Annotated in this window: 10 protein-coding genes and 1 pseudogene; 1 reads left to right on the top strand and 10 read right to left on the bottom strand. The window is 45.0% G+C overall.

Annotated elements, in window-relative coordinates; translation table 11 throughout:
• Positions 1–133 precede the first annotated feature (133 nt).
• Positions 134–952 (bottom strand): NAD(+) diphosphatase, encoded by an 819-nt coding sequence (nudC, locus tag HUO09_RS21155; RefSeq protein ID WP_373563712.1) that lies wholly within the window; start codon positions 950–952, stop codon positions 134–136.
• A 145-nt stretch (positions 953–1,097) separates the two neighbouring features.
• On the opposite strand from nudC, the gene rsd reads away from it, so the two are divergent.
• A complete protein-coding gene (gene rsd / locus HUO09_RS21150; RefSeq protein WP_167413192.1) occupies positions 1,098–1,592 on the top strand; it encodes a sigma D regulator in 495 nt (164 codons plus the stop codon).
• 95 nt (positions 1,593–1,687) lie between these two features.
• Here the strand turns inward: rsd and rpoC are convergent, their stop codons facing one another.
• From rpoC to tuf, 9 genes and pseudogenes are all read right to left on the bottom strand, one after another.
• Positions 1,688–5,890 (bottom strand): DNA-directed RNA polymerase subunit beta', encoded by a 4,203-nt coding sequence (rpoC, locus tag HUO09_RS21145; RefSeq protein WP_167413193.1) that lies wholly within the window; start codon positions 5,888–5,890, stop codon positions 1,688–1,690.
• Between the two features lie 87 nt (positions 5,891–5,977).
• Positions 5,978–10,006 (bottom strand): DNA-directed RNA polymerase subunit beta, encoded by a 4,029-nt coding sequence (gene rpoB / locus HUO09_RS21140; protein ID WP_167413194.1) that lies wholly within the window; start codon positions 10,004–10,006, stop codon positions 5,978–5,980.
• A 229-nt stretch (positions 10,007–10,235) separates the two neighbouring features.
• On the bottom strand, positions 10,236–10,604 hold the full coding sequence (rplL, locus tag HUO09_RS21135) for a 50S ribosomal protein L7/L12 (protein WP_167413195.1): 369 nt from the start codon (positions 10,602–10,604) through the stop codon (positions 10,236–10,238).
• 58 nt (positions 10,605–10,662) lie between these two features.
• Entirely contained in the window at positions 10,663–11,151 is a 489-nt protein-coding gene (gene rplJ, locus HUO09_RS21130) for a 50S ribosomal protein L10 (RefSeq protein WP_167413196.1), read from the bottom strand.
• 282 nt (positions 11,152–11,433) lie between these two features.
• A complete protein-coding gene (rplA, locus tag HUO09_RS21125; RefSeq protein ID WP_167413197.1) occupies positions 11,434–12,135 on the bottom strand; it encodes a 50S ribosomal protein L1 in 702 nt (233 codons plus the stop codon).
• A 4-nt stretch (positions 12,136–12,139) separates the two neighbouring features.
• Positions 12,140–12,568: a 50S ribosomal protein L11 gene (rplK, locus tag HUO09_RS21120; protein WP_038181318.1), complete on the bottom strand. Its 429-nt coding sequence runs from the start codon at positions 12,566–12,568 to the stop codon at positions 12,140–12,142.
• Between the two features lie 185 nt (positions 12,569–12,753).
• Positions 12,754–13,302 (bottom strand): transcription termination/antitermination protein NusG, encoded by a 549-nt coding sequence (nusG, locus tag HUO09_RS21115; protein WP_042490183.1) that lies wholly within the window; start codon positions 13,300–13,302, stop codon positions 12,754–12,756.
• A 12-nt stretch (positions 13,303–13,314) separates the two neighbouring features.
• Positions 13,315–13,692, bottom strand: coding sequence for a preprotein translocase subunit SecE (gene secE / locus HUO09_RS21110; RefSeq protein ID WP_042490180.1), 378 nt, complete (start codon positions 13,690–13,692; stop codon positions 13,315–13,317).
• Positions 13,693–13,931: 239 nt separating this feature from the next.
• Positions 13,932–14,247, bottom strand: a pseudogene (gene tuf / locus HUO09_RS21105) (elongation factor Tu); the annotation flags it as partial.

Raw genomic sequence — 14,247 nt, 5'->3', positions numbered from 1 at the left:
TGTTTAAAATCTCGGTGCTAGCGAAAACTACAATAATATACGGGTACTCAGTACTCGACATCTCATAACGACATCTTACTTACCCCCTCCCTCACCGGAGGGTTTTTTTTGCCTGTTTTCTCTCGCTTTTTATTTATATCGACGTTGAATACTCATCTTTGATTGCGTTAACCGTGTGTTCGATTAGCTCTCTGGCAATCGTACCTTTTGGGGCGACTGGCGGCATGTCACTCGGCGTAAACCATTGGGCATCACTCAACTCTGAATAATCAGGGCGAATATCACCACCAGCGAAATCAGCCAAAAACGCCATCATCATACTTGAAGGAAAAGCCCAAGGCTGACTACCAAAGTATCGGATATTCTTAACGCTAATACCGGTCTCTTCTAGCACTTCTCGAGCCACACACTGCTCTAGGGTCTCCCCTACTTCCAAGAATCCGGCAATCACCGTATACATACCCGTTTGATGACGAGGATGCTGTGCCAAAAGAATCTGATTATCTTTTCGCACTGCGACAATAATGCATGGGAAAATACGAGGATAATGAAGCGTTCGGCAGTCTTGGCACTGCATCGCCAGATCACGATGGTTGAGATGATTACGTCCGCCACACTGTGGGCAGAAGCGTAGCGTTTGGCTCATGTGTCCATACTGAACGGCTCGGCTAGCGGCGAGAAATAATGCTTCATCAACTACCAATAATTCGCGCAAAGAGGTCATCTCAAGATCTTTATCGAGATCGGCGTGATTCAGCCAGTAAACCGGATATCCCTTGTATTGTTCAACTTCGATTGCGCTTTCGACTGGCAGTTCGAGTTCCTTTGCAGTGCCAAATGGTACGGTTCCGTCAATGGTCCAAAGTTCACTTCCTGAAACAACACACCAATAAGCTGATTTGAGGTCACTATTTTTTAACATACAAACTCCTGTTGCTTGCAGTTCGTTCATTTTACTGGCAATCTAAATTCATACCAGAGTTTGTCTCTATTTGTTTACCACACATAAACTCTCGTGAAAACAACAGGCTGTATCCTACTTATACAGCGAAATGTGCAAAGGACAGTCTATCCTACGATAGCTCGATCTTGAGGGCATGACCATGCTAAAAAAATTCAAACAAACACAAGAGCAATGGGGCGGAGCCAGTGACGTTATCGATCATTGGTTAGAGAAGAGACAGCATGTTGTTGTTGAATATTGCAAAATTGCTGCACTTCAACCTTGTGCTTCTAAAGCCTCGGTTTCGGAACTCCCTTCACCTCAAGAACTTCAGTATTTCTGTCAGGAAATCGTCGACTATATTTCTGAAGGCCATTTCAAGGTCTACGATATGGTGATGAACAAATGGCAATCGACGGGTTTTAAAGCCACAGACGAGATCAATCAAGCTTATGCAGAGATCATCTTAACCACAGACCCTCTCCTGAACTTTACCGATAAGTATGCCTCGGTAAGCGAAGAAGATGAGCTGGAAACTTTCGATGAAGATATTTCCAGCGTTGGTCAAATTTTAGAGTCTCGATTTGAGTTGGAAGATCACCTGATCCAATTAATCATTGATAGCCTTTCGATTCCACCAGGCGCATAAGTTAACTTATTAACAGCTAACCACTTGGTTTGATTACAAATCCATTCCAATAAAAAAGGCACCTTTCGGTGCCTTTTTTCATATCGATAGTTCGATTACTCTTCTGAAGAGAAACCTGCATTCAGTAGCGCAGCTAGGTTATCTGTAGCTTGCTCTGCTGAAGGACCTTCTTTCTGAGCTTCACGCTTAGATTGACGATCTTGGTGGTACGCAAAACCAGTACCCGCAGGGATCAAGCGACCAACGATAACGTTCTCTTTCAGACCACGTAAGTCATCACGCTTACCAGATACCGCAGCTTCAGTCAGTACGCGCGTCGTTTCTTGGAACGATGCCGCAGAGATGAACGATTCTGTCGCTAGAGACGCTTTAGTGATACCTAGAAGTTCACGTTCGAAGCGTGCAGGCTCTTTGCCTTCAGCTTCTAGTGCACGGTTAGCAATCTTAACTTGTGAGTATTCAACTTGCTCACCAGGTAGGAACTCAGAGTCACCTGCGAAAGTAATTGTACACTTACGTAGCATCTGACGAACGATGGTTTCGATGTGCTTATCGTTAATCTTAACGCCTTGCAGACGGTAAACTTCCTGAACTTCGTTAGCAATGTAAGAAGTCACTGCGTGAATACCACGTAGACGTAGGATGTCATGTGGAGACTCTGGACCATCTGCGATCACGTCACCACGTTCGATACGCTCACCTTCAAACACGTTCAATTGACGATGCTTAGGAATCATCTCTTCGTAAACTTCACCGCTGTCGCGAGTGATAACTAGACGACGTTTACCTTTCGTCTCTTTACCGAATGACACAGTACCTGTGTACTCAGCAAGGATTGCAGGCTCTTTCGGCTTACGAGCTTCAAATAGGTCTGCTACGCGAGGTAGACCACCCGTGATGTCTCGGTTACCGCCAGATTTCTGAGGAATACGAGCAAGAGTATCACCCACATTCACTTCAGCGCCATCTTCGATGTTCACGATAGCTTTACCCGGTAGGAAGTATTGAGCTGGCATATCAGTACCAGGGATCACTACATCGTTACCTTTCTCATCCACAAGTTTGATAGCTGGACGCATATCTTTACCTGCTGCTGGACGAGCTGCTGGTTCAGTCACTTCACTTGAAGATAGACCTGTTAAGTCATCAGTTTGACGAGAAACGGTTACGCCATCGATCATATCTACGAACTGGATGCGACCTGCCACTTCAGTGATGATTGGCAATGTGTGCGCTTCCCAGTTTGCTACTGTTTCACCAGCTTCAACTGCGTCGTTATCTGCTTTGCTTAGCAATGAACCGTAAGGAAGTTTGTGCTTCTCTTTGGTACGACCAAATTCGTCAATGATAGTTAGCTCTGATGCACGAGATGTGATCACTAGCTTCTTATCTTTGTTAATTACGAATTTAGCATTGTGTAGCTTAACAGAACCTGTGTTCTTAGCTTGGATGCTGTTCTCTGCTGCTGCCGTAGATGCCGCACCACCGATGTGGAACGTACGCATCGTTAACTGTGTACCTGGTTCACCGATAGACTGAGCAGCGATAACACCTACTGCTTCACCTTGGTTCACTAGGTGACCACGAGCTAGGTCACGACCGTAACATAGAGCACAACAACCGAAGTCTGCGTCACAGGTTACTACTGAACGTACGCGAATACGGTCAACAGAGTTGTCGTTTAGAACCTGACACCATTTCTCATCAAGAAGCGTGTTACGAGGAACAAGAACTTCTTCTGTACCTGGTTTCAGAATATCTTCTGCAACCACACGACCAAGCGCAAGTTCAGTTAGCGGAACTTTAACGTCACCACCCTCGATATGAGGCATCATGTCTACACCCTCGTGGGTGCCACAGTCGTGCTCATAAACTACAACGTCTTGAGCAACGTCTACTAGACGACGTGTTAGGTAACCAGAGTTCGCTGTCTTCAATGCTGTATCCGCAAGACCCTTACGAGCGCCGTGCGTTGAGATAAAGTACTGAAGTACGTTTAGACCTTCTTTAAAGTTCGCAGTGATTGGCGTCTCGATGATTGAACCATCTGGACGAGCCATCAGACCACGCATACCTGCTAGCTGACGAATCTGAGCTGCAGAACCACGAGCACCTGAGTCAGCCATCATATAGATGCTGTTGAATGACTCTTGCTTCTCTTCTTCACCGTCACGGTTAATAACCATTTCAGATGAAAGGTTCTCCATCATCGCTTTTGCTACGCGATCATTGGTCGATGCCCAAATATCGATCACTTTGTTGTAGCGTTCGCCCGCAGTTACAAGACCAGACTGGAACTGTTCTTGAATTTCGCGTACTTCTTCTTCTGCTTCTGCGATTTCAGTGTATTTCGCAGGTGGTACAACCATATCGTCGATACCAACAGATACACCAGAAAGTGCCGCGTAAGCGAAACCAGCGTACATGATTTGGTCAGCGAAGATTACAGTATCTTTCAGACCTAGCTTACGGTATGCCTCGTTAAGTAGGTTAGAAATTTGTTTCTTACCTAGCTTTTGGTTAACGATACTGTAAGGAAGACCTGACGGTACGATTTGCCACAACATTGCACGACCGACAGTAGTATCTACCATCTTAGTTTCTGTTGTGCTGTTACCATCTTCGTCAACAACTGTTTCTGTAATACGTACTTTAACGCGTGCGTGTAGCTCAGCGCTCTTAGTGCGGTATGCCTTTTCAGCCTCTTCTGGGCCAGCAAGGTACATGCCTTCACCTTTCGCGTTTACTTTCTCACGAGTCATGTAGTACAGACCCAATACAACGTCCTGAGAAGGTACGATGATCGGATCACCTGACGCTGGCGACAGAATGTTGTTTGTCGACATCATCAGAGTACGAGCTTCTAGCTGTGCTTCTAAAGTTAGAGGCACGTGCACCGCCATTTGGTCACCATCGAAGTCCGCGTTATACGCCGCACACACTAGTGGGTGTAGCTGAATCGCTTTACCTTCGATAAGTACAGGTTCGAATGCCTGGATACCTAGACGGTGAAGTGTTGGTGCACGGTTAAGTAGCACTGGGTGTTCACGGATTACTTCATCCAAGATATCCCATACAACAGCTTCTTCACGCTCTACCATTTTCTTAGCCGCTTTGATTGTAGTCGCAAGACCACGAGTCTCTAGCTTGCTGTAGATAAATGGTTTGAATAGCTCAAGTGCCATCTTCTTAGGAAGACCACATTGGTGCAGACGAAGGTATGGACCTACTGTGATTACAGAACGGCCAGAGTAGTCTACACGTTTACCTAGAAGGTTCTGACGGAAACGACCTTGTTTACCCTTGATCATATCAGCAAGAGATTTCAGAGGACGCTTGTTCGAACCTGTGATCGCGCGACCGCGACGACCATTGTCTAGAAGCGCATCAACAGACTCTTGCAGCATACGCTTTTCGTTGCGTACGATGATGTCTGGAGCAGCAAGCTCAAGAAGACGTTTCAAACGGTTGTTACGGTTAATAACACGACGGTATAGATCGTTCAGATCAGAAGTCGCAAAGCGACCGCCATCTAGTGGTACTAGAGGACGTAGATCTGGCGGAAGCACTGGAAGTACAGTCAGAATCATCCACTCAGGTTTGTTACCTGAATTTACGAATGCTTCAACTAGCTTCAAACGCTTCGTTACTTTCTTACGCTTAGTTTCTGAGTTAGTCGTATCTAGCTCTTCACGCATCTGTTCGATTTCTACATGAAGGTCCATTGAGCTTAATAGATCTTTGATCGCTTCAGCACCCATCTTAGCGGAGAATTCATCACCCCACTCTTCTAGGCGGTCTAGGTACTCTTCCTCAGTCAGCATTTGACCTTTTTCAAGATCAGTCATGCCCGGTTCTGTTACTACGTACATTTCGAAGTAAAGAACGCGCTCGATATCACGTAGCGGCATATCCATTAATAGACCGATACGAGATGGTAGAGATTTTAGGAACCAGATGTGAGCAACTGGAGATGCTAGCTCGATGTGGCCCATACGGTCACGACGAACTTTAGTTTGTGTAACTTCAACGCCACACTTCTCACAGATAACACCACGGTGTTTTAGACGCTTATATTTACCACAAAGACATTCGTAGTCTTTTACTGGGCCAAAAATACGCGCACAAAACAGACCATCACGCTCAGGTTTGAACGTACGATAGTTAATCGTTTCAGGTTTTTTAACTTCACCAAAAGACCATGAACGAATCATGTCTGGTGAAGACAGACCGATTTTGATTGCATCAAATTCTTCGGTCTTATGCTGTGCTTTTAGAAAGTTTAATAAGTCTTTCACAATCAGCTCCTGTAAGGAGTTAAAAGCAGCCAGCCAAACGCCAGCTGCTTTCTACCAGATAATCACATTTCTCTGACGAGAAACGAATTACTCTTCGTCTTCTAGCTCGATGTTGATACCTAGCGAGCGAATCTCTTTCAACAATACGTTGAACGATTCAGGCATGCCAGGTTCCATGCTGTGGTTGCCATCTACGATGTTCTTATACATCTTAGTACGGCCGTTAACGTCATCCGACTTAACTGTTAGCATTTCTTGTAGCGTGTAAGCAGCACCGTAAGCTTCAAGTGCCCATACTTCCATCTCACCGAAACGCTGACCACCGAACTGAGCTTTACCACCAAGTGGTTGCTGAGTAACAAGGCTGTAAGAACCCGTAGAACGAGCATGCATCTTGTCATCAACAAGGTGGTTCAGTTTCAGCATGTACATGTAACCAACAGTTACAGGACGCTCAAACGCATCACCTGTACGACCATCGAACAGTGTCAACTGACCAGACGTTGGAAGGTCTGCTAGTGACAATAGTTCTTTGATTGAAGCTTCGTTCGCGCCATCAAATACTGGTGTTGCAATCGGTAGACCGTTGCGTAGGTTACCAGCCAGTACACGTACTTCTTCATCGCTCATAGAAGCAATGTCGACGTTCTGACGAGTTTCACCAAGATCGTAAACCTTCTGTAGGAATTCGCGCAGCTTAGCAAGCTCTTGCTGTTCCTTAATCATTTGGTTGATCTTGTCACCAATACCTTTAGCCGCCAGACCTAAGTGAACTTCTAGGATCTGACCGATGTTCATACGCGAAGGTACACCCAGTGGGTTAAGTACGATATCGACTGGCTGGCCAGTTTCATCGTAAGGCATGTCTTCAACAGGGTTGATCTTAGAGATTACACCCTTGTTACCGTGACGACCCGCCATCTTATCACCCGGTTGGATGCGACGTTTCACCGCTAGGTAAACTTTAACGATCTTCAGTACGCCTGGTGCTAGATCATCACCTTGAGTGATCTTGCGACGCTTAGCTTCGAATTTCTTATCGAAGTCAGCTTTCAGTTCGTCGTACTGCTCAGCCATCTGTTCTAGCTGAGTTTGTAGTTCGTCGTTTTCTAGCGTTTGTTCTAACAGTTGCTTACGGTCGATAGATTCAACTTTAGCTTCGCTGTAGCCTGCTGTAAGTAGCAGAGAACGAACACGTGCAAATAAACCGCCTTCAAGAATTTGGAACTCTTCAGTCAGGTCTTTCTTCGCTTCTTTCAACTGCATTTGTTCGATTTCAAGTGCACGCTTGTCTTTCTCTACGCCATCGCGAGTGAAGACTTGTACATCGATAACCGTACCTGCAACAGAGTTAGGCACACGTAGTGAAGTATCTTTAACGTCAGAAGCTTTTTCACCGAAGATAGCGCGTAGTAGCTTCTCTTCTGGAGTTAGCTGAGTTTCACCTTTCGGTGTTACTTTACCAACTAGGATGTCGCCACCCTTAACTTCTGCACCAATGTAAACGATACCTGACTCATCCAGTTTAGATAGAGCAGCCTCACCTACGTTTGGAATATCTGCAGTGATCTCTTCAGCACCAAGCTTAGTATCACGAGCCACACAAGATAGTTCTTGAATGTGGATAGTAGTAAAGCGGTCTTCTTGAACAACACGCTCAGAAACTAAGATCGAGTCTTCGAAGTTGTAACCGTTCCAAGGCATGAACGCGATACGCATGTTCTGGCCAAGAGCAAGTTCACCAAGGTCAGTTGATGGACCGTCAGCAACTACGTCACCACGAGCAACAAGTTCACCAGGCATCACACAAGGACGCTGGTTGATACAAGTATTTTGGTTTGAACGTGTGTACTTAGTTAGGTTGTAGATATCGATACCTGCTTCGCCTGGTACCAGCTCTTCTTCATTAACCTTAACAACGATACGAGATGCGTCCACAGACTGAACCACACCACCACGTTTAGCAACAGCAGTTACACCGGAGTCAACTGCTACGTTACGTTCAATACCAGTACCAACTAGAGGCTTATCAGCTTTCAAAGTTGGAACAGCCTGACGTTGCATGTTCGCACCCATCAATGCACGGTTCGCATCATCGTGTTCTAGGAACGGGATTAGCGACGCAGCGATAGATACTACTTGGTTTGTAGCAACGTCCATGTAGTCAACGTGTTCACGAGGGTGAAGACCAGATTCACCTTTTTGACGTGCTGTGATCAGTTCGTCAGCAAAAGTGCTCTCTTCAGTCAGTTTCGCGTTCGCCTGAGCGATAACGAATTGACCTTCCTCGATAGCTGATAGGTAATCAACTTCATCAGTAACAACACCGTCTACTACACGACGGTATGGAGTCTCTAGGAAACCATACTCGTTACAACGTGCAAACGCAGATAGAGAGTTGATCAGACCGATGTTTGGACCTTCAGGCGTTTCGATAGGACATAGACGACCGTAGTGAGTTACGTGTACGTCACGTACTTCGAAGCCAGCACGTTCACGAGTCAGACCGCCAGGACCCAATGCAGAAATACGACGTTTGTGCGTAACTTCTGAAAGCGGGTTGTTTTGGTCCATAAACTGTGAAAGCTGTGAAGAACCAAAGAATTCTTTTACAGCAGCAGAAATCGGTTTCGCGTTGATCAGATCTTGTGGCATCACGTTGTCTAGATCGCCTAGGCTTAGACGTTCTTTAACTGCGCGTTCTACACGTACAAGACCAACACGGAATTGGTTTTCTGCCATTTCGCCTACGCTACGGATACGACGGTTGCCAAGGTGGTCGATATCGTCCACTTCACCAATACCGTTACGGATCGCGATAAGCTTCTTCATCACTTCTATGATATCTGTTTCATCAAGAGTGCCTTGCTCACCCGCGTCTTCACGACCGATAGAGCTGTTGAACTTCATACGACCTACAGTTGATAGATCGTAACGTTCTTCAGAGAAGAATAGGCTATTGAATAGCGTTTCAGCCGCTTCTTTCGTTGGCGGCTCGCCAGGGCGCATCATGCGGTAGATTTCTACAAGCGCAGAGATACGGTCAGTTGTGCTGTCAACACGAACAGTGTCAGACATGAATGGACCGTGGTCTAGATCGTTCGTAAATAGAACTTCTAGTTTTTTGTATCCCGCTTGAGATAAGTTCGCTAGTGCTTCTAGGCTAATTTCTTGGTTAGCCGCGATGATAACTTCGCCAGTTGCTTCATTGATGTAATCTTTAGAAGATACTTTTCCAACTGTGTATTCAACTGGAACTTCAATGAATTCAACGCCATCTTTTTCAAGTTGACGGATGTGACGAGCAGTAACGCGACGACCTTTCTCTACATAGACCTTGCCATCAGCTTCGATGTCAAACGTAGCTGTTTCACCACGAAGACGTTCAGGCACCAACTCCATCATTAGAGTTTGGTCTTTCACTTCGAAGTTGATTTTTTCGAAGAAGATATCAAGGATCTCTTCAGTCGTCTTACCTAGTGCACGAAGAATGATCGATGCTGGTAGTTTACGACGACGGTCAATACGTACGTATAGGTTATCCTTTGGATCGAATTCGAAATCCAACCATGAACCACGGTAAGGAATAACACGTGCATTGTATAGAACTTTACCTGAAGAGTGGGTCTTACCCTTATCGCTGTCGAAGAATACGCCTGGGCTTCTGTGCAGCTGGGATACGATAACCCTCTCAGTACCATTAATTACAAAGGTACCATTATCTGTCATGAGTGGAATTTCACCCATGTAGACTTCTTGTTCTTTAATATCTTTGACAGTACCTGCTGGCGCGTCTTTATCAAAAATCACAAGGCGTAGTTTTACGCGTAGTGGTTTTGAATAAGTTACACCACGGATTTGACATTCTTTAACGTCAAAAACTGGCTCACCAAGACGGTAGCTAACGTATTGCAGCTCTGAATTGCCGTTGTAGCTCTGAATTGGAAATACAGAACGAAAAGCAGCTTCAAGACCGTATTGTCCCTCAGGATCCTGTTCGATAAATTTATCGAACGAATCGAGCTGGATCGATAGCAGGTATGGAATGTCCAGTACTTGTGGACGAGTACCAAAGTCCTTACGGATGCGCTTTTTCTCGGTATAAGAGTAAACCATGGGGTTCCTCAGCTCGCTGATAAGTGACCCAAACTGTCCACCTTGAAGGTTTAGGACAGTGACTAAATCGCTGTTTACTGTAGTGACGGTGTCTGTTCGACTTCCGCTTTTTGCATGAATATGGGACGCTTAAACAGCGGGAAAATTCGCCCATACCCTACAGCGCAAAAAGGCCGGTGGTTATTAAACCACCAGCCATTAGCCTTACGGCTAAGAAATTAAGTAATTATTACTTAACTTCAACAGTTGCACCAGCTGCTTCTAGTTCAGCTTTAAGAGCTTCAGCTTCTTCTTTAGAAACTGCTTCTTTAAGAGGTGCTGGAGCACCGTCTACAAGACCTTTAGCTTCTTTAAGACCTAGGCCAGTTGCGCCACGTACTGCTTTGATTACAGCAACTTTGTTTGCGCCAGCAGCAGTTAGGATTACGTCAAATTCAGTTTGCTCTTCAGCAGCTGCACCAGCAGCAGCACCGCCAGCTACAACAGCAGCAGCAGCAGAAACACCGAATTTTTCTTCCATTGCAGTGATTAGTTCAACAACTTGCATTACAGACATTTCTGCAACAGCGTCTAGGATTTGCTCGTTAGTAATAGACATAACAATTCTCTTTTAAGTCAACAATAAGTTTATTTTGCAACCAGTAAAAAGCAAGCAATTAAGCAGCTTCTTTTTGATCACGGATAGCAGCGATAGTACGTACCAATTTGCCAGCAGACGCTTCTTTCATGCACATCATGAGTTTCGCGATTGCTTCGTCGTATGTTGGTAGTGTCGCTAGTACTTCAACGTCAGTGATAGAACCTTCGAATGCAGCAGCTTTGATCTCGAATGCTTTGTTCTCTTGAGCGAAGTCTTTAAAAAGACGCGCTGCAGCACCTGGGTGCTCGTTAGAGAAGCCGATCAAAGTTGGACCTACGAATGTGTCTTGTAGACATTCGTAAGCTGTGCCTTCTACAGCGCGACGTGCAAGTGTGTTACGAACAACTTTTAGGTAAACACCAGCTTCACGAGCCTGTTTACGTAGAGTTGTCATAGCAGCAACTTGTACACCACGAGAGTCAGCTACAACTGCAGAAAGTGCACCACTGGCCGCTTCGTTGACTTCAGCAACAATTGCTTGTTTGTCTTGAAGGTTTAAAGCCATCTTGGATTACTCCTGGTTGATATTACACCACTCACTATTGTCACAACAGTGAGAGATTATTAGGTGCAGTTCCAGAAGAAAGGTAACCCATTCTTTAAAATAAAAAATGAAATCTTTCTGTCAGGTTCGGGCACCATCTACGTAGGTTGTATTAAGTTATCAAGTGATAACGCCTACGGTCTTGGACGGAGACTGAATACTGATTCAGAGAATCGGGCTTCAGCCCCAACCACAAATATTAGGCGCAAAATTATACACAAATTTTGCGCCTAAGCAAATGCATTATGCTAGAGTGTTCAGAGTATTCTGATCAACAGCAACACCAGCACCCATAGTAGTAGAGATGCTTACCTTCTTCAGGAAAGTACCTTTCGCTGAAGATGGTTTTGCTTTCTTAAGCGCAACTAGTAGAGCTTCTAAGTTCTCTTGTAGTTGGTTAGCTTCGAAAGACACCTTACCAATAGTAGTGTGGATGATACCGTTCTTGTCGTTACGGTAACGAACCTGACCAGCTTTAGCGTTCTTAACTGCTTCAGCAACGTTAGGAGTTACAGTACCAACTTTAGGGTTTGGCATTAGACCACGTGGACCAAGGATGGTACCAAGTTGACCTACAACGCGCATTGCATCTGGAGATGCGATCACTACGTCGAAATCCATAACACCTTTCTTAACTTGCTCAGCTAGGTCATCCATACCCACTAGGTCAGCACCTGCAGCTTTAGCAGCTTCAGCGTTTGCGCCTTGAGTGAATACAGCAACACGGATATCACGACCAGTACCGTGTGGTAGTACAGTTGCACCACGTACGTTTTGGTCAGATTTACGAGCGTCGATACCTAGGTTAACAGCAACGTCAACAGACTCTACGAATTTTGCAGTTGCTAGTTCTTTAAGAAGAGCAACAGCTTCGTTGATTTCGTACTCTTTAGTTACATCCACTTTCTCGCGGATTGTACGCATACGCTTAGTTAGTTTTGCCATCGTATTAACCCTCTACCACTAGGCCCATTGAACGAGCAGTACCCGCAATAGAACGCTTCATTGCTTCGATGTCAGCACCAGTCATATCAGCAGCTTTAGTTTCTGCGATCTCTTGGATTTGTGCATCAGTGATAGTACCCACTTTTTCAGTGTTTGGACGACCTGAACCAGACTTGATACCAGCTGCTTTCTTAAGAAGAACTGCTGCAGGTGGAGTCTTAGTTTCGAACGTGAAAGAACGGTCGCTGTATACAGTGATAACAACTGGGATTGGTAGACCTTTCTCTACAGATTCTGTTTTTGCGTTGAACGCTTTACAGAATTCCATAATGTTCACACCACGTTGACCTAGTGCAGGACCAACTGGTGGACTTGGGTTAGCCATACCCGCTGCAACTTGCAGCTTGATATAAGCTTCAACTTTCTTAGCCATGATATTTCCTAAATTTTGGGTTCAAACGCTAATTAACAATCAGCTCCCCGAAGTAACAAAACCAATTAAAGGTTTAGAAGACCTAATTTCTAAGTGATAGCACTCAGAAAAGGTATTAAGACCTGTAAAAAGGCGCGAAATTATAGCTAGCATTCGCGCCTTAAACAAGCCTAAAAGGTGTTTTTTTAGTCAACTTTTTCAACTTGACCAAACTCAAGCTCAACTGGTGTAGCACGACCAAAGATCGATACAGACACTTTCAGGCGGCTCTTCTCATAATCCACTTCTTCAACAGTACCGTTAAAGTCAGCAAATGGGCCTTCGTTAACACGAACCACTTCACCCGCTTCGAACATAGTCTTAGGACGCGGAGCTTCGCTCGCTTTCTCTAGACGGTTCAGAATCGCGTCTGCTTCTTTATCAGTAATTGGCGCTGGACGATCAGAAGTACCACCAATGAAGCCCATTACACGAGGAACGCTACGTACTAAGTGCCAAGATTCATCGTTCATGATCATTTGCACAAGCACGTAACCAGGGAAGAATTTACGTTCACTCTTACGGCGTTGACCCGCGCGCATCTCAACAACTTCTTCAGTTGGGACAAGCACTTCACCGAATAGATCTTCCATGCTGTGCATCTTGATATGTTCACGTAGAGATTGTGCTACGCGACCTTCAAAGCCAGAGAAGGCTTGAACTACATACCAGCGTTTTTTTGGAGCTTCACTCATGTATTAAACCCTCTATACTCCAGTAGCAAAGGCCACTAGACGAACCATAATTCCGTCAATGCCCCAAAGTACTAGAGCCATTACAATACTTACCGCTAACACAATTAGTGTTGTTTGCATCGTTTCTTGGCGTGTAGGCCAAACAACTTTACGAACTTCCATTCGTGATTCACGTGCAAAACTAATTGCGGCTTTGCCTTTCGATGTTGTTGCAGCAACGCCTAGCGCAGCAGCAATTAACACAATTACACCTGCAGCGCGAATCACTACAGACAATTCACCATACAGGTAATTACCCACAACAGCGGCAGCTAGCAGAACAAAAGTGACAATCCACTTAAATGTATCTGCTGCATTTGAGCTATCAGGAGCTTCAGCATTTGCTTTCATAAACCAACCTGTCACACAAGTCTTACTATAGACGACAACAACCCCGCTGCTGCAGGGCAAATCCATAACATCAGGGTAAAATACCTCGATGCACTCTCTTTTTTATTTGTTAAAGAGCTAAATTCTTTAACAAATAGTCCTGTTTTCACACTTGCTTGTATAAAAAACTAGCTAATGCTTAATACAGCGCATAAAAAGGGCATCAAATGATGCCCTTTTTACTAGTGTCACGTCAAATCTTATTCAAAGATTTTAGCTACAACACCAGCACCAACTGTACGGCCACCTTCGCGGATCGCGAAACGTAGACCTTCATCCATTGCGATTGGAGCGATTAGCTCAACAATCATTTGGATGTTGTCACCAGGCATTACCATTTCTACGCCTTCTGGTAGAGAGATATCACCAGTTACGTCAGTTGTACGGAAGTAGAACTGTGGACGGTAGCCTTTGAAGAACGGAGTATGACGGCCGCCTTCATCTTTAGACAGTACGTATACTTCTGATTCGAATTTAGTGTGTGGAGTGATTGAACCTGGTTTAGCAAGTACTTGA

Source organism: Vibrio sp. Y2-5 (assembly GCF_014596725.1).
Classification (GTDB): Bacteria; Pseudomonadota; Gammaproteobacteria; order Enterobacterales; family Vibrionaceae; genus Vibrio.
Note: the sequence above shows the minus strand (reverse complement) of the source record. Positions and strands in the feature narration are given on the sequence as shown.

Coding starts and splice junctions, on each gene's coding strand:
- nudC (WP_373563712.1), bottom strand. CDS start 952: ATGAACGAACTGCAAGCAACAGGAGTTTGTATGTTAAAAAATAGTGAC.
- rsd (WP_167413192.1), top strand. CDS start 1,098: ATGACCATGCTAAAAAAATTCAAACAAACACAAGAGCAATGGGGCGGA.
- rpoB (WP_167413194.1), bottom strand. CDS start 10,006: ATGGTTTACTCTTATACCGAGAAAAAGCGCATCCGTAAGGACTTTGGT.
- rplL (WP_167413195.1), bottom strand. CDS start 10,604: ATGTCTATTACTAACGAGCAAATCCTAGACGCTGTTGCAGAAATGTCT.
- rplJ (WP_167413196.1), bottom strand. CDS start 11,151: ATGGCTTTAAACCTTCAAGACAAACAAGCAATTGTTGCTGAAGTCAAC.
- rplA (WP_167413197.1), bottom strand. CDS start 12,135: ATGGCAAAACTAACTAAGCGTATGCGTACAATCCGCGAGAAAGTGGAT.
- rplK (WP_038181318.1), bottom strand. CDS start 12,568: ATGGCTAAGAAAGTTGAAGCTTATATCAAGCTGCAAGTTGCAGCGGGT.
- nusG (WP_042490183.1), bottom strand. CDS start 13,302: ATGAGTGAAGCTCCAAAAAAACGCTGGTATGTAGTTCAAGCCTTCTCT.
- secE (WP_042490180.1), bottom strand. CDS start 13,692: ATGAAAGCAAATGCTGAAGCTCCTGATAGCTCAAATGCAGCAGATACA.